The sequence below is a fragment of the Candidatus Ozemobacteraceae bacterium genome (assembly GCA_035373905.1).
Lineage (GTDB): Bacteria > Muiribacteriota > Ozemobacteria > Ozemobacterales > Ozemobacteraceae > MWAR01.
This window is the reverse complement of the sequence record DAOSOK010000004.1, coordinates 96,236-117,107: the sequence shown is the minus strand read 5'-3', so window position 1 is coordinate 117,107 and position 20,872 is coordinate 96,236. Positions and strand designations below refer to the sequence as shown.

Below are 20,872 nucleotides of genomic sequence, written 5' to 3'. Positions count from 1 at the left end.
GACTCAGCGGGACCTCGATTCAGCAAGGATGGATTCGATCGTCTCGAGATAGTATTTTTCGACGAAAATCAGCGCCGGGAAATCGAAGGATGTTCTATGCATGTGCGAGAGAAACATCACGATCTCCTCGACCGAGGGCTGCCGCCGACATGCGCACCAGAACAGACGCCTGATGACCCGCGTATTGTCCAGGGGGAAGACGTTCATGCGCCGATATTCCCGACTTTTGATCAGGTTGCGCAACAGCGTGCGGAGCCGGAGACGTGAGTGCTGGAATGCGTCCTCCAGCGTCTGCCATTCCCACGCCGTCGGGCTCCGGCCGAGCAACCGCTGATACATGCGCTCGACCAAATCGAGCAGACGCGGCGTCGAAGCGGGTTGGTCGGCGGCCGTGAGCGGGGTTATCCTGAGGACGATCCGGCGCAAGCCCAGCGGGGCATCGGTTTCGGCATGCATCTGAAAATCGGCGTATCCGGCCAGACGGCGATGAAAGCCGACCTTGGGCAAGACATAGATCTGCTTCACATACCCGTACAGCCCGGTCGTCCGGTTCCCCCAGCTGAGAGCCAGGACCGAATCGTTCTCCTGGCCCATGCCCAGCATCGCGTCGTCGATCCGATGGAATTCGTGAAACCGCGAATCATACTGGACCCAGTTGATCGACGTCATGGTGGCGATGTATTCCATCGTCATCACGGCATCTCCGAACTCCGCCGGCCAGAGCTCCCGAGACAGGACGAACCGCCAGTTCGGGTCGGGGGTTCCGGGATGCTGCATCGTCAGGCAGGGAAGCCCGTTGATATGCACGACCCGATACACCTGCCCGTCGGCCGGCACCGGCATGATGGTCGAGGTTGCCGCCCCGGCCTCGAAGACGAATTCGATCGGGTCTGCCGGGGAAGCGGCTTGCACGGGTACCATCGCTTCGGCTCCGCCTGCATCGGCACAAAGCGGAGTTGCGAGGTTTGTCACCAAAACGAGGAGAACACAAAAAATTCCGGACAATCCTCCCGACATTCGGAGGGCAACAAATCTTCCCATGTCCTTGATACTAACGAAACAATGATTGCAAGACAAACGTTTCCCTCGCTTCCAAGCCGCGACAATGGCCCTTTCAGCCGGCAATCGATCAACTCCGTGCCGCCCGCCGGGGATTTGAGGTGGGGTGCAAAAAGGGCTAGAATGCCCTGCAACGGGAGGGAATCACCAGATGCAGACCCAATCGAACATTCCCATACACGATGCCGGCGATCTTCCCGGGACGGTGAAGATCGATCTGGATACGCCGCTGGAGCAGCTTTGGAAAGGGATGGCGTTCCTTTCCCTGATCGCCTGCATCGTCATTCTGTTCATCGGCTACATCGGAGGCGAGGATTCGCCGCCAGACCCGGAGTTTCTGCGATTTCTGCCCTGGGCGATCGGGGCGGGAATCCTTTTCCTGTTCCTGAGGCGTTTCACCAACAACTACTACCTCGCGGACACGCGCAGGAAGGCCATTTACTACCACTTCGAGTTCGGCTTCACCAGGTCGGTCAGGGAATATATGCGGTTCGCCGACGTCGATTCCGTCATCGTCAACGGCACGCTCGTCACCACCGAAGAGTCGAAGTGGTATCAATATCAACTGATATTGATAGACCGGTCCGGTCAGGTCTATCCGTTCAGCGACTCTCTTCTCGAGGAAAAACTGGGGCTCTTGAACGAGCGCGCGGCAACGCTCTCGAAGCTCATCGGCTGTCGGCTCGTCCCCGGCCAGTCCGAGCACGTCCACACGATGACGGCCACCGCCGGCGTCGTCACGATCGCCACAGCCCACACCCCCCTTGAACAGCCGGGCGCGGTCGGCTGCGGCGTGAAGTTCGGCCAGACCGCCCTTCGCTTTTTCCTGGTGGTGGAGGTGCTGGTCATCCTCATCGTCATCTTCATGAATCTCTCGAAATAAAGCCCATGACGACTCCGCCGGCCCCGCCCCGCAAGCCCGCACGGGCTCGGCATCCGACATGATCGGCCGGTTCGCGAAAGGAACCACGGCCGCGGAGCTGTGGCAGCTTGCCTGGCCGCTCGCCCTGCAGGCGATGGCGTTCTCGATGCTCGCCCTGCTCGACCGGGCGATGGTCGGCCAGCTGTCGGAAGCGGCGATCGCGGCCGTCGGGGTCGGCGGCCAGGTCCTGTTCTTCGCGCAGACGCTCGCCGGCGCCGTCGCATCGGCCGCGGCGATTCTCGCGGCTCAGCTCAGAGGCGCGAAAGATCCCGACGGGCTGACGGAGCTCACAGGCTCTGCGTTCACCCTGATGGGCCTGATCGGAGTCGCCGGAAGCGCGGCCATGATGCTCGTTGCCGGGCCGGCCTGCCTCTGGCTGACGAACGGAAGCGCCGCCATCGCGGTTCCGGCGGCGAGTTTCCTGCGCATCATCGCCTGGACCTTTCCGTTCGTTCTCGTGATGTTCGCCGTGACGGGCATCATGCGGGCGCTCGGCGACACGCGAACCCCGGTCGTGACCTCGGTCGCGGCGGTCGTGGTGAACACCCTGCTGAACATCCTGCTGATCAACGGCTACGCCGGCCTGCCCATGCTCGGCATCACGGGGGCGGCGATCGCGACCGCCGCGGCTCACGTCGCCGGCGCCTGGCTCGCCCTGCGGGCGTTCGGCCGCCTGGAGTTCGAGGGTCGCAGGTTCGACCTTCGCGATATCCGTTCGGCCGGCATCGGCATGGCCGGCCGGCTCGCGCGCCTGGCGGGCCCCATCGCCCTTGACGGCCTCTTCTGGCAGGCCGCATCGCTCATGTACACCCGCATCGTCGGGATGGTCGGCGCGGACGCGATGGCCGCCTACTTCATGTATCACGGCGTGCGGGGCCTGGGATATATCCCGCTCGGGGCCCTGGGAACCGCCGCTTCGATCGTCGTCGGCCGCCATCTCGGCGCCGGACACCCCGGCAGGGCGAGGATGGCGGTCGGCCGCTCGACGGCCCTGTCGCTGTTTTCGGCGCTGTGCATGGGGGTCCTCGGCCTCGTCGCGGCCGGCCCCTACCTGGCGCTGTTCGCCGTCAAGCCGCTGGTCGCGGCCGAGTCGTTGCGGCTGATCCGGTGGTTCACCCTGGTCCTGCCGTTCGAGGCCGTGATCGTCGTCTATTCCGGAACGCTACGGGCCGGCGGGGACGCGCTGTGCGTCAGCCTCATCACGCTCTCCACCTTCTGGTTCGCGGGCATCCCACTCGCCTGGCTCCTTGGCGTGAAACTCGGCATGGGCCTCATCGGCTGTTTCATCGGCATGGCGGCCGAATCTATCGTAAAAGCGATTTTATTTCACGTCCGGTACCGTTCGGGCACCTGGGCGAGAAAACTCCTGTAACCATCGTCCTGCCGCGACAGCAGCATCGCTCTTGCCGCTTGTGCTGAGCCTGTCGAAGCACGAACGCCTCGCACCCTTCGACAGGCTCCGGGTGACCGGTGATTCTGCCTTCTGCAGGACTCAGTCGAAGCCCACGGCAGCCGCGAGACCGAGTTTCTGCATCGCGGTCTTCATCTGGAGCAACTTCTTGGAGGCATACCAGTCGCCCTTCTGAAGGAGCTTGAAGGCGAGCATTTCGCGGATTTGGCTCAGCAGGGAAACGAAGGCGGGCAGGTCGGCCGTATCGAATGTCGACACGCGGGCGATCAGTTTGTCGAGGGTTTCGTAGCGGTTCTCGTCGAACTCGCGCTTCACCCGGCCAAGGATGAACTTCTCGCGGCTGGCGATCCGGCCGGCGGCAATCTGGTCGTCGGACCGTTCCTTCAGCCGCCGCCACTCCTTCCGGATCTGCCGCAGGCACACTTCCATGGGGCCTTCGACCGTGAGCTTGTAGGATATCGTATGCGCTATAGAAACCGTGATGCGACGCCCGATGAAGGCGCCGATCACGCTGCCGGCCCCGGGAGCGACGGCCGAGCCGGCCATGGCGCCGAGCGTCGCGCCGGCGAGACCGCCGGTCTGGTCGATACCGGCCCGGATGATGGCGACGCAGCAGAAGTCGGCGAAGCTCCCGTTCGTGACCGCCTCCCGGACGAGGTCTCTGATCCGGTGGGAGTCGTGCTGAACGGCGTTGGCGACGAACTCCGCCCCCATCGTCGACAACGACTCCTTGGAGAACGAGGCGAACGTTTTCGTCACGGCCTGGGCGACGAGCCGCGCATTGAACTCGGTCGCGAAGCCGCACAGCGTTTCGGCGGCCTTCATGAACGCAACGCCCCCGGCAATGTCGATGAACTCCTTGGCGAGGTCGTAGACGAGCCGGTCGAGAAACACCACGACGTCGCCCTGGAAACGGAAGCCGATCTTCCCGCCGCTGCGCTTCATCGAGAACAGGGTGAGGTCCCATGCGATATCGGAATCGCTGGTGAAGTACCGGTCCGAGAGGTCGTCGGGGAACGGCAGCTTCCCGGTGAAGGTGGCAGCCCCGTCGAACATGATGAACAGTCGCCGCAGGTTGCGGTCGTAAAACCCGTGGCTGATGTTGAGCCGCACGTGGGTTCCCGCGTTGAGGTGTTCGGCGAAGACCTTTGCGCGGTTCTGGATCACGACGGCCGCCTTCACGAGCAGCGCGTCGGCTTTTTCGGGCAGCTTCTGCAGAACGCCGCCCGCGCCCGCCCGGTCCGCCTGCGCAGCCGCAAGCGGGATGGCCCCGCTCGCGAACGCGACCAGAAGAACCAGCACCAGCAATGTCGTTCGCCGCAACGGATTCATCTGCCTTCCCCTCGTTGAAGTATCTTCATGGTAACACAGGAAAAGCCTTCAGGAAGGTTTTCGCACACCCCGGAAGACGAGAGCGGCCAGCCAGAGACAAAGCAGGGCCAGAACCATCGCCGGGCCGACGGGAAGATCCGTTTTCAGGGCGAGGCAGACGCCGCTGATCGCGCCGACCGCCCCGATCGTCATCGAAGCCAGGAACAGCGTTCCCACCCGCCGGCAGAGGGTCAGTGCGATCAGGGGCGGAAGCAGGAGAAAGCCGAAGCAAGCCATGGCGCCGGCTTCCGTCAGCGTCAGCATGATCGCCATTCCGAGAGCTGCGAATAATACTATTTCATATATTTCAACTCGTATGCCCATGGTGCCGGCCGTCTCGGGATCGAGCGAAACCAGGTAAAACCGGCGTCGGAAAAGATACAACAGCAGGACCAGCGGCACGCCGAACCACGACAGTATCTGCGTATCCCGGCAGGTGGCGGCAAGCATGCTTCCCTTGAGAAGCAACTCTGCGGCATGGCCCTCCGCCTTCGTCAGCGAGAGCAGCAGGACGATTCCCCCCATCGCCGCCGTATATCCGAGACCGATCATCGCCTCCAGCGTCATCCCGTCGAATTTCCGCAGGGGCTTGAACGCCGCGGCCACTGCAAAAAAGACAATCGTTACCGAAGATGCGATCCATTCCGGAATCGCAAGCACCGATGCGACGACGAAACCGAAACCGGCGAACTGCGGCAGCGCCGCACCGAGAAACAGGCTCCCGCGCAGGTGCAGGAACAGTCCGACGGGACCGAGAATGGCTCCGGTCAGGAGGGAAACGACGAGAGCGTCGTGAAAGAAACCGATGAGCTCGAAGAATCCCGGCTGATCAACCATGGATCACCTCCGGCGTTCCGCCCTGCAGGCGAATCTCCATTCCATAGATCCGAGAAAGGAGGTCATCCGACAGGGCCTTCGCCGGCCCGGAATAGGCAAGCCGGCCCTGGTGGAGAAGCAGAAGATACTCGCAATGCATCACGAGTTCGTGCAGGTTGTGCGAAACGATGATCAGGGAGAGACTCCGTTCCTTCCGAAACGACGCCAGAAGCTCGAAAAAGCCTTGGGTCTGCGCGAGATCCAGGCCGTAGGTCGGCTCGTCGAGAACCAGGATGCCCGGTTCGGAAACAAGCGCTCGAGCAAGCAGCGCACGCTGTTTCTGGCCGCCCGACAGGTCACGGAAGTGCTTGTCGGCGAACGCCGCCAAACCGAGGCGCTCGAGCGTCGCACGGACCATCTCGGCATGCGCTCCGTTCGGAACCGCCCAGGGCCGCATCTTTCCATACAACCCCATCTCGACGATCTCCTCGAGGGTAAAGGGGAACACCTCCGTTATCGTTCCGCGCTGGGGGACATACCCCGTCGCCCGGCGATAGGCCGGGTCTCTGGCGATACGGCCGCTCCTGACCGGCAGAAGACCCAGCATCGCTTTCAGGACCGTTGTCTTGCCGGCACCGTTCGGCCCGGCGAGGCCGACCGAAGAGCCGACGGGAAGGGCGAAACTCACCTCCTCGACAACGCTCTGGTGGCCGTAGCCGAGGTTGACCCGATCGAATTCCACCCAATTCATTGCAGTTCCTTCAATCCTTCGGCAACCCGACGGACGACGGCGTCGATCAGATCGGCGTATGTCCGGATCCCGGACTCGGCGCCGACAGAAGCCGGCAACACGAGGACCTTCCCGTCAGCCTTCCCGGCCGCCATGTTGGCGAAGCGGTCGGAATGATACTGCTCGCGGAGAATCAACCTGGCGCCGGAGGCTTTCATCGAGGAAACCAACATCGCGAGTTCGCGTCCAGTCGGCGGCACGCCCGGGCGGGGCTCGACATACCCGACGATCTTCAGGCCGAACGCATCGGTGAAATAGACCCAGGAGCTGTGGAAACATGCAACGGCGCGGTTCGCGAGACCGGCAAACGCCGCCCTCCATCCGGGAATACGCGTTTCGAGATCCGTCTTGAACGCCTCGAAGTTCTTCCTGTATTCATCCGCGCCGGCAGGGTCCGTCTCGGACAGTTTCTGGGCCACCAGAGCGCCGATCCTGACGCCGTTCTCCGGATCAAGCCAGTAATGGGGGTTGCCCAGGGGATGCACGTCTCCCATCGACGGATCGACGCGGACCTGCGGGATTTCCTTCACATCGACGGCTTGCGAACAGTCGACGTAGCCGGGATTTCCCGGCTGGATCGCCAGGTTGCGGGCCCCCTCGATGAGCGTCTTCAGCCAGATTTCGAGTTCCAGTCCGATGCAGAACAGCAGGCGAGCCCGGCTCAGCGTCATCAGAAAACTGGGCCGCGGTTCGACAAAATGCGGGTCTTCGTTTCCCTTCCCGATCGACACGACCCTGACGCGGTCGCCGCCGACGGCCTTGACGATCGCCTGAAGGTCCGTCGTCGTGGTGACGACCTCGACGGCGGCGCCGCCGGCCACTGCGGGCATGACGAAAAGACACAGCAGGGTAATAATCTTCATCGATATATTTATATTCATATTTCTATTCCTCCATCAGTGCTCTTCTTCCTGCGAAGAAGCGGATTCGACGGGTCGCGCCGGGCGTCAAAAGTTAGCCAGGTGGGGCTTGTGCGGCCCCATTCCCCAGATGACTTCGAACAGCAGCTCGTTCGCGACGGTCTGCTCAAACGGGTCGCGCACGTTGCGGAACTGGAGTTGAAGCCGGTCATTCTCCGTCAGCCAGTAGCCGAGAAAGGCCGACCGGGCGATTGCGTTGAACCGCGAGTCCCCGGGTTTCTCGGAGCAGTCATACTCGATGCCGACATGCCAGTTGTGGTCCTTCTTGAAGGTGTACATCGCGCCGAGGTAGTAGCCGGCGGCAGTGAGATCCCCGCGGCCAAGCTGCTCGCGACGGTTCCACATCCACTCGCCCCAGAGCAGGAACCGATCGTGCTGATTGAATCGACGGCGCAGCATGACGTCCGCCCCGACCAGCCGGGAATCGAGATCGCCCGCCGTGTTCCACGCGCCTTGGTGGAGGTTCAGCCCGAGGTTCATGTCGTCGCGGTCGTTCAGAGGCGTATTGCTCATGATTCGGCCGCCGACCACCCGTGTCTGGCCGTCGTTGAACAGCCCTTCGTTCGAACCATTCAGCACGTCGGCGGACGCCTTCACATACGTCTTGCTTCGGAGGTCTATCGGCATGCTGAGAGAGAGGCCGTTTTCCGCGAAGCCTTCGTCGCCGGTGAAATACCTCATCGAGAGCGGCCTTGCGACCATCGGCCAGTCGTGGGAATGGACGGTGTTCAGGAATCCGGCCGGCACAAGGAACTTTCCGATGCGAGCCTCGATCTTTTCCGGGAGCAGATGGACAACATCGATGTACCCTTCCTCCACCTCGCTGTGATCGCCGTGGAAACCCACGGTCAGATTCGCGCGGGAATAGGGCGAGACGCTTTTCGTCAGCACCAACTCCGATTCGTGAAGCCCGATCGTGTTCCGGTCCGGGTCGCGCTTGTCCGTCGACGCCTTCCCGATCGCAACCCCGGCAACGCTGATATCCGGATTCATGTTCTGAAAGCCGCCCGAACTCTGAACGGCGGGGCGGGTCTGCACGGGTTGGGATGTCGGCGCGGCAGCGGCGATTTCTCGTTCAAACGACGTCGCGTTCTCGAGCTGTTCGATCCGCGCGGAAAGCTTTTTTACCAGTTCCGTCAGACTTGCGACGTCGGCTTCCAGTCTCGCCGTTCTGTCTTCCTGCCCGCCGAAAGCGGCGGACGACAGGGTTATCAATATAATGAAAAATACTATTTTATGCTTGATCGGCATGCGCCGTTCCTCCAGTTTCCGTTCATCGCCGTGAAATGGCATACGACCAGCTTGACGCCGGCCGCAGCGAAAAAACAGGTGAATGAATCAGAAGACCGGAGGAGGCCTCGGGAACCCCGGAAAATAAACACATTCGGTTGAAACGAGTTCCGTTACCGGGGGCGTTCGCTGAGCGAGGTGGAACTCGCATTGGAGAATAATCTGGTCGGCTCCTGCGCTCCCAGGGATCTCCTGAAAGAGGCATTGCGGACAATCGCCGTCGCTGTCGGAAGCAACGGGCTCGACGATTCTCCCGTGACCGATGCAGGAGTGCTCATGGATGCAGGGGTAATATGCGATGAAAAGAAGAAGGGCAAACGCGGCGAACAATGCCTTCCGTGCCAGAAGATATCCCTTTTGCATCGTTTCACCGAAATAACACAAAGGCTCGTCCTTTTCAATCTTGCACCCGGATTTCCCGCTTCCCGGTTGCCTCTTGGCCCCAAATTCATCATACTTGCATGACGATGATCTAGAGACCGCATCCCTCAGAAACGTGTGGAGAGAAACAAGAGGCTCAAATGGCCGATTCCTGCGGACGTTTTCCACAACCTGCACGGAGAATCCTGTTGTTCATGCTGCTCCTGGCTGTCTCGAACAACTTCCTGGCCGCAGATGACACTGTCGGCGAGAGAACCGCACCGATGTCGCTGTCTCCTGCTGCTGGCTCGCACACAGAAAGCATCTCTGAAGACGCAAAGAGGAACGATCCGATGCCTCACCATATCATCAGACTGATATTCCTGTCGCACTGCAAGCGCGGTCCGGAAAACTGCCAGAAATGCCGCGCCATGGGCGGGCCCCGCATCTGCCTGCTCGACATCGCCCCGCCCGACCAGGGCATGGTTCAGCGCCGGGTGATCGAGCTGCAGATCGACGGCGAACGCGCCTGGCGCGAGTTCGACGTCATTCGCGTCTTCGCCGACGAGGCCGAGGCCCGCGCGTATGCAGCTGCGAACGGCATCGATGACATCGACATGGGCAGGCCGGCTGAATAACCGGCCGCCCGCGGGTTGCGTTTTTTCATTTTTTCAGTATATAAAACGCAGAGAGAAAATTCGGCGGGCAACAGAGACATCCCCCGCCCATTGGGAGATCTTGATGATTGACTTGGGAAAAGTGTATCCCAAATTCCGCTCCGACCTTCTGACACGCACGTCGCACGATGCCGAAAAGCAGGAATCCGCCTGCGAAGCTTCGGTGGTCGCCAGAGAAGTTCCGGCGCCCCGCTCCGACGGCATCAAACAGCAGGAATAATCCTCTGCCCCTGAAACAGCGAACCCGCCTTTCGGCGGGTTTGCGTGGCGTGCATCGTCAGGATTTCAGCCGGTAGACGTGGAAGCTCTCGTAGATGAATGAGCGGTCGATGGCGAAGAGGCGGCCGGCCAGGTCGGGCTCGGCGATGAGGCGGTCCGAGTTGGCGGCGTCGAGCTGGCGGGGGCGGGCCAGGGTGTAGCGCCAGCACAGGCGGGCGCCGGGGCGGCTCAGGTCGATGAGCTCACGGATGACGCCGTTGAAGAAATCGTGCTCCATCCACTCGAAGATGTTCGACATCTGGAGGGCGTCGAAGCTTGCGGGGCCGTATTTCTTCAGCACGTCGCCGCAGGTGCCCTGGAAGACCTCGAGGCGGCCGATGTTCGCCTTCATCTTCGGCCAGTTTGCTTCGAGAAGATACGGCGACATCGCCTGGCGCGACCAGTGGCCGCCCAGCAGCATCAGCGCCATAAAATAGTTATCGGGATTGAAAAAGTCGGTCATCCCCTTGTCGATCTTCCGGCTCAGGTTGCTCGCCAGGTCCGGGTCCTCGACCATCGCGAACGAGTGGGCGCCCTTGACGAGACTCAGCACGAACTTGTTCAGCAGCAGGCTGTTCAGGAACCGCCATTTCCGGCGTTTCATGCCGCGATACAGCTTCCGCTGCGCCGCGAGGTCGGAACATCGGAACAGGGCCTCCATGTCGGAAAAGTCGTAGAGCCAGCCCAGGATTTTCCGGTAGAGATCGAAGAACGCCTCGACCTTCCCGCACCAGAAGGCGCCTTTTTCGATGATCTGCGGGTTCTCGTCCCAGAACTCCGCCGCCGAGGCGGGAAGGTGCTTCCGAACCTTCCGGTACAGTTCGAGCCGCTGCGGCCCCGACAGACGCGGCGGCTTGCCGTAGAATGGGACGCCGATCGCCTCGAGAAAGTCCTCGTAGTCGAGTTCGATGATCGCCGCTCGCTTCAGTTCGAGCATCGCAAGCTGGGCCGGGTTCAGATCGATCGACACGACCCGCGACGGGTCCTCGAGCAGCAGGCACAACGAGTTGCACCCGCCCGACGTGATCGAAAGAACCGACTGCCCCGGCTTCACCTGCAACGCCTGCCGGTTCAATTCGGGATCTTCCCATACGTTACTATATACAACCGCCGGCTTGTTTCCCATATCGTTGATTTCCTTTCTTATCGTGTTCTGGCAGATAGGGGTTGGCGTCAGGGCGGGTTTCAAACCCGGCCCTACAAAAGCCTGACAAACGTCTGATCAACATCCATTCTACAGGGTTCGCGATCACTCATGTATTCCATGGCAGGGCGTCTTCTGCAACAACATCTTTCCTGCGCATGTTCTGACGATTTTCCTCATCCACATCCCATCGTTTGGGGTTCTTCATGATGTATGTCCTGATGGGATCGATGGATTCATCGTTTCGAATGATTGGACGATCCGCCCTTCATCGGAGGTCTTCAGCATTCCGTCGACGATCTCCCCGAATATATGCCTCTGGTCATAGGCGCGTATTGTGATGAAATACGCGCCCGGCCAGGAATAATCGTATTCATGGAGTCGAACAGATCGTCGCCGATGTGTCATCGCGAATTCCAGCCTGCATCAGTCATCTTCGTTCTCCATCTGCGTCATCTGCGGATTCGTTCTTTTATTCTTTTTGGCGGCCGCGGTCGAGGTGGGTGCGGAACATGCAGATGAGGGCGGGCATGATGGTGATTTCGCAGAGCATGCCGAAGACAATCGTCAGGGCCAGCAGGCCGCCGAACAGGATGACGGACTTGATGCTGGCGAAGATGAGGGCGGAAAAGCCGAGGGCGTATATGATAGAAGTCGCTATAACGGCAGGACCCGCCTCGATGAGAGATTCGCTGATCGACTCGACCGGGTCGAGGTTGCGCCGCGCCGGCTCGTAGAACAGGAACAACTCGTGGATCGTGTCGTCGACGGCGATGCCGAGCGCGATCGAGGCGATCGTGACGCTCGCGATGTCGAGACGGATGCCAAGCCACCCCATCATACCCATCGTCATGATGATGGGGAATACGTTGGGAATGATGCCGAGCCAGATCGCATCGAGCCGTTTCAGCAGGAGGGCCATCGCGAGGAAGATGAAGAACAGCGCGGTCCCGAAGCTCGTGATCTGGCTGGTCGTAATATAGTTGATGATACGGGCATACAGAGGAACGTAACCGCCGAACCGGATCGTCACGCCCGTGCCGTCGAAGATCCGCCCCAGAAGCTCCGCGGCCTTTCCCTCGAACTCGCGAAGGCCGGCCGCGCTCACCATCGGCAGGCGCACGGTGAGCCGCGCCTCGCTGTAGTTCGGCATGTCAGTCATGTGTTCGAGATCGTTGTCGGGATCGGACTCATACAGCATCAGCAACTGGCTCGCCGCGTTGAACGAGTCGGGCGGCCGGTAGGAAGCGGTCGCGCCGTCGCTCATCACCTGATTGAGCTTGCACAGCACGTCGAGAATCGACGCGGCTCGCTGAACCCGGGGAACGGCTTCAAGCTCGACATGCGCCTTTTGAAGCCTTGCGAGAAATTCCGGTTCCTTGATGCCGTCCGGTTTTCCCGTCATCAGCCGGATTTCGAGCGGCAGGTAGTTGCCGTAATCGCGTTCGACGGCATCGCTGTCGACGCGAACCGGATTCGTCGGATGGAGGAACCCCATCGAATACGTGTCCACTTCCAGGTGGGCGATACCCGCGAAGCCGAACACCGTCGCCACAGCGAGCAGGCCCATGATGAGCTTGTAGTGTTTCGGCATCAGCCTGACCCACGAGTCGACGACGCCCGAGAAAGGACGCCGCAGTTCCAGTTCCGTCCCGGGTTTCAACAGGCCGAGCACGAACGCGGCCGCGACCATCGACAGCACGTATTCAGCCATGCAGGCCATTCCGGCGAAGAAGCCGAAGCCCTTCAGCACGGCCATGGGGCTGGTCATGATCGACCAGAAGCCGAACGCATTGGTGATCGACGTGAACAGGCACGGGGAAAGGCACTCGCCGAACACCTGTTCGAGGCCCTTTTCCCGGTTCTCCTCGACCTTTGCCCTGTTGAACACGTAGTTGTTGTAGACGTAGGCAACGTCCGAGATCGACAGAATCATCATCAGGGTCGGCAGCACGATCGTGACCATGTTGAAATTCTGCCGGAAGATGCCGTAGAAGCCGATGAACCACCCGCCGCCGAGCATCATGACCAGAACGACGATGCCCAGGAACGGTTTCGACCGGTACAGAAGGAAGATGACGAAGGCGATGACGAAATTCGATATCAGCGAGAATACGATACCGTCCCTGATGCTGAGCCGGTTCAACTCGTCGTACATCACGCCCATTCCCGCCAGCCTGTAGGAGAATCCCTGCAGTTTTTCGCGCACCGCCGCGATCATCAGGGGGCGACGCACGTCCATTTCCTTCGTCGCCACCGGTTCGATCAGCAGCACGGCGTATCGCTGCGACATGTCGGTCAGCAGCTTCTTTTTCAGAGGGTCGCTCAGGAACTTCTCACGGATCGCCTCGGCATCGGCCGCCGAGGTGACATCGGCGGTGATCAGGTCCTCGACGATCAGCGTATCGCTGCCCTGGAGACCGATATACGGCGCCACCCCGATGCTGAGCACGCGCCGGAAGTTCGTCTCATCGGCTTCGATCGCTTTTGAGACCTTCCACAGTTCCTGGAGCCGTTGCGGTTCGAAGATTCTGCCTGGCCCGCCGCAATCCACGAGCGCCAGGATGACCTCGTCGTTCCCGTATTTTTCCTTGAATTCGCGGTATTCGACGAGGGTCCGATCGTCCTCGAGGAACCACATTTCGAGACTGTTGTCGATGCGAATCTGCGTCGCGAACGGCAACCCGGCGAGCACGCTGAGGACGGTCAGGACGAACAGGACGGTGCGATGCCGCACCAGCAGTCTGGCGCAGGCCGCGAAGAACGGGGAAGCTCTCTGCGCGTCCTCTTCGCTCATACTCCAGCCTCGTCAGCACGCTCGATGATTCGCACGATGCCGGTCGTTCCGTCCATCTCGACCAGATCGCCCGTCTTCACGCGTTTCGTGATGCCCGTTATACCCACGATCGCCGGCAGGCCGAGCTCGCGGGCGACGATGACCGAATGGGAAAGCATGCTTCCCCGCTCGATCAGCAGACCGGCCGCCGTGGCGAACAGGGGCACCCAGCCCGGGTCGGTGCGGGCGGCGACGAGAATCTCCCCATTCAGGTTCATGTCGTCGCTGGGGTTGAGGATGACCTTCACCCGCTTCCGCACGACGCCGGAACAGCCCCCGATGCCCTGCAGCACGTTCGGGTCGTCGCTCTGCTGCACCTTCAGCACGCTCCTGGTCAGATCGTTCGTGTAGACGATGCCCTTCGTTTCGATGCGGTCGGGCAACTCGTCCATCTGCCGGTAGACGTCGAACTCGGCTTTGCGGATCGCGGCGAGCTCGCGCAGTTTCTGGCTGGCCGCCGTTCCGACGACGAAGGACATGATTTCGTCCTTATGCAGATAGAACACGTCTTCATGATGGTCGATCACGCCGCGCTCGGCGAGACGCCGGCCGATGCCGATGTAGATGCGCCGGGCCAAGCCGTACATCTTGGTGCGGGCGAACCGCTGATATTCGCGCACCGCGACCGCCTTTTTGGCATACTCCGTGACGAATTTCATGATCGACAGCTTGGGAATGAAACCCCAGATCGTCTGATCGCGCAGAGCCTCCTCGACACGCTTCTCGGCGGCCTCACGTTTCTTCGCCTCCTGCATGCCCGTGTCCTCCTCGGGCGGAAGTGCGCCGGCCGAGTAATTCTTCAGCATGCTGAACAGGAACTCGGGCTTCTCGTTCAGCGAGGGCTCCTCGAGCTTCAGCTCGTTCATGGTGCGGAAGCCGAACTCGTCGAGATACGCCTTGATCTGCGCCGCAAGTTCGCGTTCCTCTGCGGACGCGCCCGGTTCCGAAGCAGGCCCGGCAATGAACCTGTTCTTCAGGGTCGCCGCATCGAGCGTCTGGAACAGACCCGCGAGGTGCGCGTGCGCCTTGATGAACCGGGCCATCTTCTGCATGGCCCGCATCGGCAGGGTGCTTTCGACGTTGCCCTGGCCCGCCACGAGGTCGTTCTGCAGCGAGTGCTCGGCGTTCGGGAGCCAGGCCCCGATCAGCGATTTGAGGACGCCATAGAAGATCATCGCCATGAAATCGTTGATGATCGGGGCTTTCCAGTTTCCCAGCACGGTGGTGACGAGCTCGTTGTAGATGTCGACGAGCCGGTGCGCAGGCTGATCGTCGAAGTCGAAATCCTTGTATTTGTTATACATTTTTGTGTATATATCCATGAATTTTTTGACTTCGGCGTCGATCGTCCAGAACTTCCAGGCCAGGTTCACCCCGACCCATCCCATGCGGGGGAGCTCGATGAACCAGCGGCGGAAGAAGCCCGCCTGCTTCCGTTCTTCGTGCGTCTCGGTCGAAAAGTCGAACGTCGCCTTGACCCCCATCATGCCTTCCATGAACCGGGAGTTGAACGAGTATCCCGGCAGCACGGAGACGAGGCGGTACCAGTTCTTCAGGTTGTAGTAGATCCTGCCGTTCAGCAGGCCGAGCATGTTCCCGAAGTTGAAATCGTATTTCCTGATGATCTCCTCGGGCACCCCGAGGACCTGGCAGAACTGGACGTAGACGTTATGATACGCATTGAGGGCGAACGAGAATGTCAGCGGCGTCGTGACGCCCGAATAGCTCTCGACGATGTTCGAGTTATCCCACAGCGTCACGTAGGGCCGTTCCGAGGGCCACGGTTTGTCGATGGTCGTGATCGGCCGGGCCTGGAGAATCTTGACGCGGCCGTCGCGGCCGACGGTCCACTCGATGTCCTGCGGCACGCCGCCGTATTCGCGTTCGATCCGCGCGCAGACGGCGGCTACGGACTTGATCTGCTGCTCCGTGAGGCAGGGTTTCGAGGCCTCTTCGGAGGGAATCTTTTCCTCGATCGTGCCGTAGCCCTGCTCCCGGTCGAAAACGACCCGTTCTTCCTTGTGCGCGATTTCGGACTGGTCGATCGGAAACTCATCCTTCTTGAGCACCACGAAGCGGTCGGCGTCGACGCCGCCCGACACCAGCCCCTCGCCCAGGCCCCAGACGGCGTTGATGAGGATCTCGTCTGCGTATTTCGTCTGCGGGTTGACGGTGAACGTCACACCCGATGCGACGCCGTCGACCATCTCCTGGACGATGACGGCCATCGAGATGCCGCTTTGGGAAATGCCGCGCATGAACCGGTAGGATACGGCCCGGTCGGAGTACATCGACGCCCAGCAGTTGACGACCGCGAGGGCGATCTCGCTCTCGGTGCGGCAGAACAGGTAGGTGTCGAGCATTCCCGCGTAGGAGAACTCTTTGGAATCTTCCCCCAGGGCGCTGGACCTGACGGCCACGAACGGGTCGGTTCCGATCTGGGCTCGGAGGGCCGAGTACATCTCATCGGCGATGTACTGCGGAAGAGGATGGGAGACGATACAGTCGCGAACGGCTTTCGAGGTTTCGGCGACCGTCATCGGGCTCGAGCCGTTGAGCCCCCGGACGACCTCATCGAACTCGGCGCGGAACTCCCGGATGAACGCATCGAAGCAGTTGCTCGAGACGATGACGAAGGGCGGCACCTCGGCCCCCGCCGCGACGAGGCGCAGGAGGTTCGCGCCTTTTCCGCCCGTGATGGGGGCGGCTTCGGCCGGCGTCATCGAGTTCGGGGTGATGATACGGTGTGTCATCGCAGAGTCTCCTTATCTGTTGAGCAGGTAGAAACCGGTGTTGAGGTAGGTCGCGAAGGTCACCCAGAGGAGGTAGGGAATCAGCAGGAGCGCCGAGACCGGGTGTTTTCGGCGGAAATGGGCGATCAAGGCTACCAGCGTGGCGACGAGGACAAGTATATCGACCAGGGCCGCCGCGGGATTCTGCCTCCCGAAAAACAGCGGCGTCCAGGCGAGATTCGTTGCAATATGGGTGCCTATCAATACGTTGATCCGCATCGGCACAGGTTCCTTCGCGTTGCGATAGAACAGAAACAGCGACGCGGCGATCATCAGATACAGGACGGTCCAGACGGGGCCGAACACCCAGTTCGGCGGGGTGAGCGGAGGCCGATTCAGCGTCGCATACCAGGCATTCATGCGGATTGGCCTCTCATCTTCACATGCCGCAGGGGCCGGGGGGCGCCCAGGCGCGGATGACGCCCGCGAGGATGGCGATGTGGTAGCCGAGCAGATAGAGGGTCACGATGCCGCGGTACAGCTTCGCCCCGGTCGCCGTCGGCGACGCCGCGTATCGGATGCCGGCGAGGATGACGAGGAGGACGAGCGCCCCCGCGCCGCCGAGCAGCATCTTCGGCCAGGCCGGGAAGATGAATGACGAGGCCGCGGCCAGCAGGCCGTACCCGATCAGCATGTTCACGACGAGCAGGACGACGGCCCCGGCCGGTTTCAGGCGCAGGGAGTAGGAGTCGACGCCGTCGCGCTCCTCTTCACGACCGAACGTCTTGCGTCCGAACTCGAACACGTTGAAGACGAACCAGTTGCCGAGGGCGAAGAGGGCGAAGCCCTCGCCGCATGCCACGAGCGGGCGGCCGGTCGCCATCGAGAACGAGAGAAAGCCGAGCATGGTCGCCGAGAACGTGTGCGTGATCGCGTAGATCTCGAGCTTCGGCCGCATCCAGTCGCCGACGAAGAATTCCATGCGCATCATCAGGGTGAAGCACAAGGTCATGACCATCGTCGTGAACGAAGACCAGCCCATATTTGCCGCTATAGAAAGTTCGACGAGAATCACCAGAAGGGTCACCGTGCCGAACTCGCCGAGCTCAATCAGGCCTCGCGCGAGGGGGCGTTCGGGGTTGTGTTCGCGATCGACGGCGTAATCCTTCACCTCGTCGAACAACCGCATGTGGAGAAACACCAGCCAGACGACCGCAAATCCCGCGGCGAGCCGAGCCGGGTTCCAGGCGAAGCCGGGATCCGATGGACGGCCCATCATCACGTTCGCGCCGTAGAAGGCCGCGACGGTGAGCGTGATGCCGAACGGGTCGTGCCGCTCCCGAAGGAACTGCCACCAGCGCCGGATGAACGCCGTCATTGCGCCACCGGGCCTTTCATCAGCGCCCCGCGAAGGACGTTGTCGCGAACGCCACCGCCGTCGAAGAACCCGATCGATGTGTCGTGCCGCTTTGCGTATTCCGTCAAGGTGCCTCTCTCCCTCCGGTGTTGCTGGCTGAGATCAGGTACAGTACCAGTTCAGGCTATCATGCCGGCCCCACGGAAACAACGTTCGTCCGTTTCCCGAAGCGGATGAGAATGACGAAGGGCTGGCAGGGTGTGATATGATCGTCTGAGAAGGACCGAAACCGCGAGAGGAGCAGGACATGATCCGGACAGCCCATTTCATTCTCTATGTCGCCGACCAGAAGAGGGCCGCCGCGTTCTATCGCACCGCCCTGGGCTTCGAGCCGCGTCTGGACGTCCCGGGCATGACCGAGTTCGGGCTTCCCGGCGGCGCCGTGCTTGGCCTGATGCCCGAACGCGGGATAAAGAAACTGCTCGGTCCCGCCCTCGCCGATCCCTCCTGGGCAGCTGGCGCCCCGCGGGCCGAGCTGTATCTGCTGGTCGACGATCCGGCCGGCGCCCATCAGCGCGCCATCGGCGCGGGAGCCGTCGAACTCAGTCCTCCCGAGCCGCGCGACTGGGGGCATACGGCCGCCTACAGCCTCGACCCGGACGGCCACGTCCTGGCCTTCGCGCGCCCGACCGGCCGGACGTAGACCCGGCGCCCCCGTTCACCCACGGCTACCGGCGCTCCCGAGAGCGCATTATTTCACGAACACAGGAATCGAATGATGAGTGAGAGCTCGCACAAAGAACCCCATCCCATTTTCCCGGCCCTGCAGGCCCCGACGGGCACGAGCGTTCCGCGCAGCAAGATCGTGTCGGCGGCCGAAGCCGTCTCGATCATCCGCGACGGCGACACGCTCGTCACCGGCGGTTTCGTGGGCATCGGCTTTCCCGAGGAACTGGCCATCGCGCTCGAGGCGCGGTTCCGCGACACGGCGGCGCCCCGCGGTCTCACCCTGATGTATGCCGCCGGCCAGGGCGACGGCGCCGAGCGCGGCCTGAACCATCTCGGCCATGAGGGCCTGGTGAAGCGCGTCGTCGGAGGCCACTGGGGCCTCGTGCCGAAACTCCAGAAGCTGGCGCTCGAGAACAAGATCGAGGCGTACAACCTCCCCCAGGGCGTCATTTCCCACATGTATCGAGACATCGCGGCCCACAAGCCGCGCACCATCACCTCCGTCGGGCTCGGCACCTTCGTCGACCCGCGGCTCGGCGGCGGCCGGATCAACGCCTGCACGAAGGAAGAGCTGGTCGAGGTGATGACGTTCGACGACCGCGAGTATCTCGCGTATCGCACGTTTCCGGTCAACGTCGCCCTGCTGCGCGGCACAACGGCCGACCCCGAAGGCAACGTCACGATGGAGCGGGAAGCCCTGACGCTCGAGGCGCTTTCCATCGCAATGGCGGCGAAGAATTCGGGCGGCTTCGTCATCGTGCAAGTCGAGCGGATCGCCGACAGCGGCACGCTCAACCCTCGCCAGGTCAAGATTCCCGGCATCCTCGTCGACTGCATCGTGATCGGCCGGCCGGAGAACCACGCCCAGACGTTCGCCACGCCGTACAACCCGGCCTACTCCGGGGAACTGCGCGTCCCGATGGGTTCGCTGCCGCCGATGCCGCTCTGCGACCGCAAGATCATCGCCCGGCGCGCCGCGTTCGAGCTCGAGCCCAACAGCGTCGTCAACCTCGGCATCGGCATGCCGGAAGGCGTGGCCGCGGTCGCGAACGAGGAGAAGATCGTCGAGTTCCTGACCATGACGGCCGAACCCGGCGTCGTCGGCGGCGTTCCCGCATCTGGCCTCGATTTCGGCGCCGGCACGAACACGCAGGCGATCATCGACCAGCCGTATCAGTTCGACTTCTACGACGGGGGCGGCCTCGACGTGGCGTTCCTGGGCCTCGCCCAGACCGACCGAGAGGGCAACCTGAACGTCAGCAAGTTCGGCCCGCGCCTCGCCGGCGCCGGCGGCTTCATCAATATCAGTCAGAATGCAAAGAAGGTCGTCTTCGTCGGAACGTTCACCGCGGGCAAGCTCGAGCTCGGAATCGTCGACGGCAAGCTGACCGTGAAGAGCGAAGGCAAGGCGAAGAAGTTCATCCAGCACGTCGAGCACGTCACGTTCAGCGGAAAACACGCCGTGCTGCGCCAGCAGCCGGTGTTGTACATCACCGAGCGCGCCGTGTTCCGCCTCACCCCCGAAGGCATGGAGCTGGTCGAGATCGCACCGGGCATCGATCTCGAGCGCGACATCCTCGCCCAGATGGAGTTCCAGCCCGTCATCAAGAGCCCGCCGAAGCTGATGGATCCGCGCATCTTCCAGGACGGCCCGATGGGCCTTCGCGACGCGCTGCTCACCGTGCCGCTCTCGGCCCGCCTGACGCTGAACGCGCAGCAGGGCGTGCTGTTCGTGAACTTCGAGGGCTACAACATCAAGTCCGAAACGCAGATCACCCAGATCGAGGAGGCTGTGGCCGCGCTCATCAAGCCGCTCGGCAAAAAGGTCGGCGCGATCGTCAACTACGACCATTTCACGATCTCGCCCGATCTCGTGGACAGCTACACGTCCATGGTCGAGCGGCTCGTCAAGACGTATTACAGCGGCGTCACGCGATACACGACCAGCGCCTTCCTGCGGGTGAAACTCGGCGAGGCGCTGAGCGAGCGGGGCGTTTCGCCCTACATCTACGAGAGCCGCGAGGAGGCCGAACGGGCCCTCACGCACATCAAGGGCTCCTGACGGAATCCGGATGACACGACCGGCCCCGAAAGCATCTCCCGGGGCCGGTCATCGTATATATACATTCTCCTCCTTGTCTCAAAAGGAACACGACAACCACATGCACTTTCGGTACCGTTCGCGCTGAGCCTGTCGAAG

Annotated in this window: 17 protein-coding genes; 6 read left to right on the top strand and 11 right to left on the bottom strand. The window is 61.9% G+C overall.

Annotated features, from left to right (window positions below; genetic code table 11):
- Window positions 1-3: 3 nt before the first annotated feature.
- Window positions 4-921, bottom strand: a complete 918-nt coding sequence (locus tag PLU72_02960) for a hypothetical protein (protein ID HOT27122.1) — start codon at window positions 919-921, stop codon at window positions 4-6.
- Window positions 922-1,210: 289 nt separating this feature from the next.
- Here PLU72_02960 and PLU72_02955 point away from each other — a divergent pair, with 289 nt between their 5' ends.
- Together PLU72_02955 and PLU72_02950 are read left to right on the top strand one after the other, a co-directional pair.
- Window positions 1,211-1,942 carry a hypothetical protein gene (locus tag PLU72_02955; GenBank protein ID HOT27121.1) on the top strand — a complete coding sequence of 244 codons (732 nt, stop codon included), beginning with the start codon at window positions 1,211-1,213 and terminating at the stop codon, window positions 1,940-1,942.
- Between the two features lie 58 nt (window positions 1,943-2,000).
- Complete coding sequence (locus tag PLU72_02950) at window positions 2,001-3,353, top strand: MATE family efflux transporter (protein ID HOT27120.1); 1,353 nt, start codon at window positions 2,001-2,003, stop codon at window positions 3,351-3,353.
- A gap of 120 nt (window positions 3,354-3,473) precedes the next feature.
- Here PLU72_02950 and PLU72_02945 read toward each other — a convergent pair whose 3' ends face one another.
- The 5 genes from PLU72_02945 to PLU72_02925 all read right to left on the bottom strand — a co-directional run bounded on the left by PLU72_02945 (window position 3,474) and on the right by PLU72_02925 (window position 8,540).
- The gene (locus PLU72_02945) at window positions 3,474-4,724 is read right to left on the bottom strand and encodes a hypothetical protein (protein ID HOT27119.1); all 1,251 of its coding nucleotides are present in this window, start codon (window positions 4,722-4,724) and stop codon (window positions 3,474-3,476) included.
- 48 nt (window positions 4,725-4,772) lie between these two features.
- Window positions 4,773-5,600, bottom strand: coding sequence for an iron chelate uptake ABC transporter family permease subunit (locus PLU72_02940; protein HOT27118.1), 828 nt, complete (start codon window positions 5,598-5,600; stop codon window positions 4,773-4,775).
- Window positions 5,593-6,330: a metal ABC transporter ATP-binding protein gene (locus tag PLU72_02935; GenBank protein ID HOT27117.1), complete on the bottom strand. Its 738-nt coding sequence runs from the start codon at window positions 6,328-6,330 to the stop codon at window positions 5,593-5,595. The genes PLU72_02940 and PLU72_02935 overlap by 8 nt, the downstream gene beginning before the upstream one ends.
- The gene (locus tag PLU72_02930; protein ID HOT27116.1) at window positions 6,327-7,250 is read right to left on the bottom strand and encodes a metal ABC transporter substrate-binding protein; all 924 of its coding nucleotides are present in this window, start codon (window positions 7,248-7,250) and stop codon (window positions 6,327-6,329) included. Before PLU72_02930 ends, PLU72_02935 begins: the two co-directional genes overlap by 4 nt.
- A gap of 66 nt (window positions 7,251-7,316) precedes the next feature.
- The gene (locus PLU72_02925) at window positions 7,317-8,540 is read right to left on the bottom strand and encodes a hypothetical protein (GenBank protein ID HOT27115.1); all 1,224 of its coding nucleotides are present in this window, start codon (window positions 8,538-8,540) and stop codon (window positions 7,317-7,319) included.
- A 752-nt stretch (window positions 8,541-9,292) separates the two neighbouring features.
- Here PLU72_02925 and PLU72_02920 point away from each other — a divergent pair.
- Entirely contained in the window at window positions 9,293-9,577 is a 285-nt protein-coding gene (locus PLU72_02920; protein HOT27114.1) for a hypothetical protein, read from the top strand.
- A gap of 103 nt (window positions 9,578-9,680) precedes the next feature.
- Window positions 9,681-9,836 carry a hypothetical protein gene (locus PLU72_02915; protein ID HOT27113.1) on the top strand — a complete coding sequence of 52 codons (156 nt, stop codon included), beginning with the start codon at window positions 9,681-9,683 and terminating at the stop codon, window positions 9,834-9,836.
- Between the two features lie 57 nt (window positions 9,837-9,893).
- On the opposite strand, the gene PLU72_02910 is transcribed toward PLU72_02915, so the two are convergent.
- The 5 genes from PLU72_02910 to PLU72_02890 form a co-directional block, all read right to left on the bottom strand.
- Window positions 9,894-11,000, bottom strand: coding sequence for a DUF3419 family protein (locus tag PLU72_02910; GenBank protein ID HOT27112.1), 1,107 nt, complete (start codon window positions 10,998-11,000; stop codon window positions 9,894-9,896).
- Window positions 11,001-11,490: 490 nt separating this feature from the next.
- On the bottom strand, window positions 11,491-13,815 hold the full coding sequence (locus PLU72_02905; GenBank protein ID HOT27111.1) for an MMPL family transporter: 2,325 nt from the start codon (window positions 13,813-13,815) through the stop codon (window positions 11,491-11,493).
- On the bottom strand, window positions 13,812-16,607 hold the full coding sequence (locus PLU72_02900; GenBank protein ID HOT27110.1) for a PEP/pyruvate-binding domain-containing protein: 2,796 nt from the start codon (window positions 16,605-16,607) through the stop codon (window positions 13,812-13,814). The genes PLU72_02905 and PLU72_02900 overlap by 4 nt, the downstream gene beginning before the upstream one ends.
- 12 nt (window positions 16,608-16,619) lie before the next feature.
- The gene (locus PLU72_02895; GenBank protein ID HOT27109.1) at window positions 16,620-17,006 is read right to left on the bottom strand and encodes a tryptophan-rich sensory protein; all 387 of its coding nucleotides are present in this window, start codon (window positions 17,004-17,006) and stop codon (window positions 16,620-16,622) included.
- 19 nt (window positions 17,007-17,025) lie between these two features.
- Entirely contained in the window at window positions 17,026-17,964 is a 939-nt protein-coding gene (locus PLU72_02890; protein HOT27108.1) for a hypothetical protein, read from the bottom strand.
- 286 nt (window positions 17,965-18,250) lie between these two features.
- Here PLU72_02890 and PLU72_02885 point away from each other — a divergent pair, with 286 nt between their 5' ends.
- Complete coding sequence (locus tag PLU72_02885; protein ID HOT27107.1) at window positions 18,251-18,646, top strand: VOC family protein; 396 nt, start codon at window positions 18,251-18,253, stop codon at window positions 18,644-18,646.
- A gap of 75 nt (window positions 18,647-18,721) precedes the next feature.
- Window positions 18,722-20,734 (top strand): acyl CoA:acetate/3-ketoacid CoA transferase, encoded by a 2,013-nt coding sequence (locus PLU72_02880; GenBank protein HOT27106.1) that lies wholly within the window; start codon window positions 18,722-18,724, stop codon window positions 20,732-20,734.
- Window positions 20,735-20,872 lie beyond the last annotated feature (138 nt).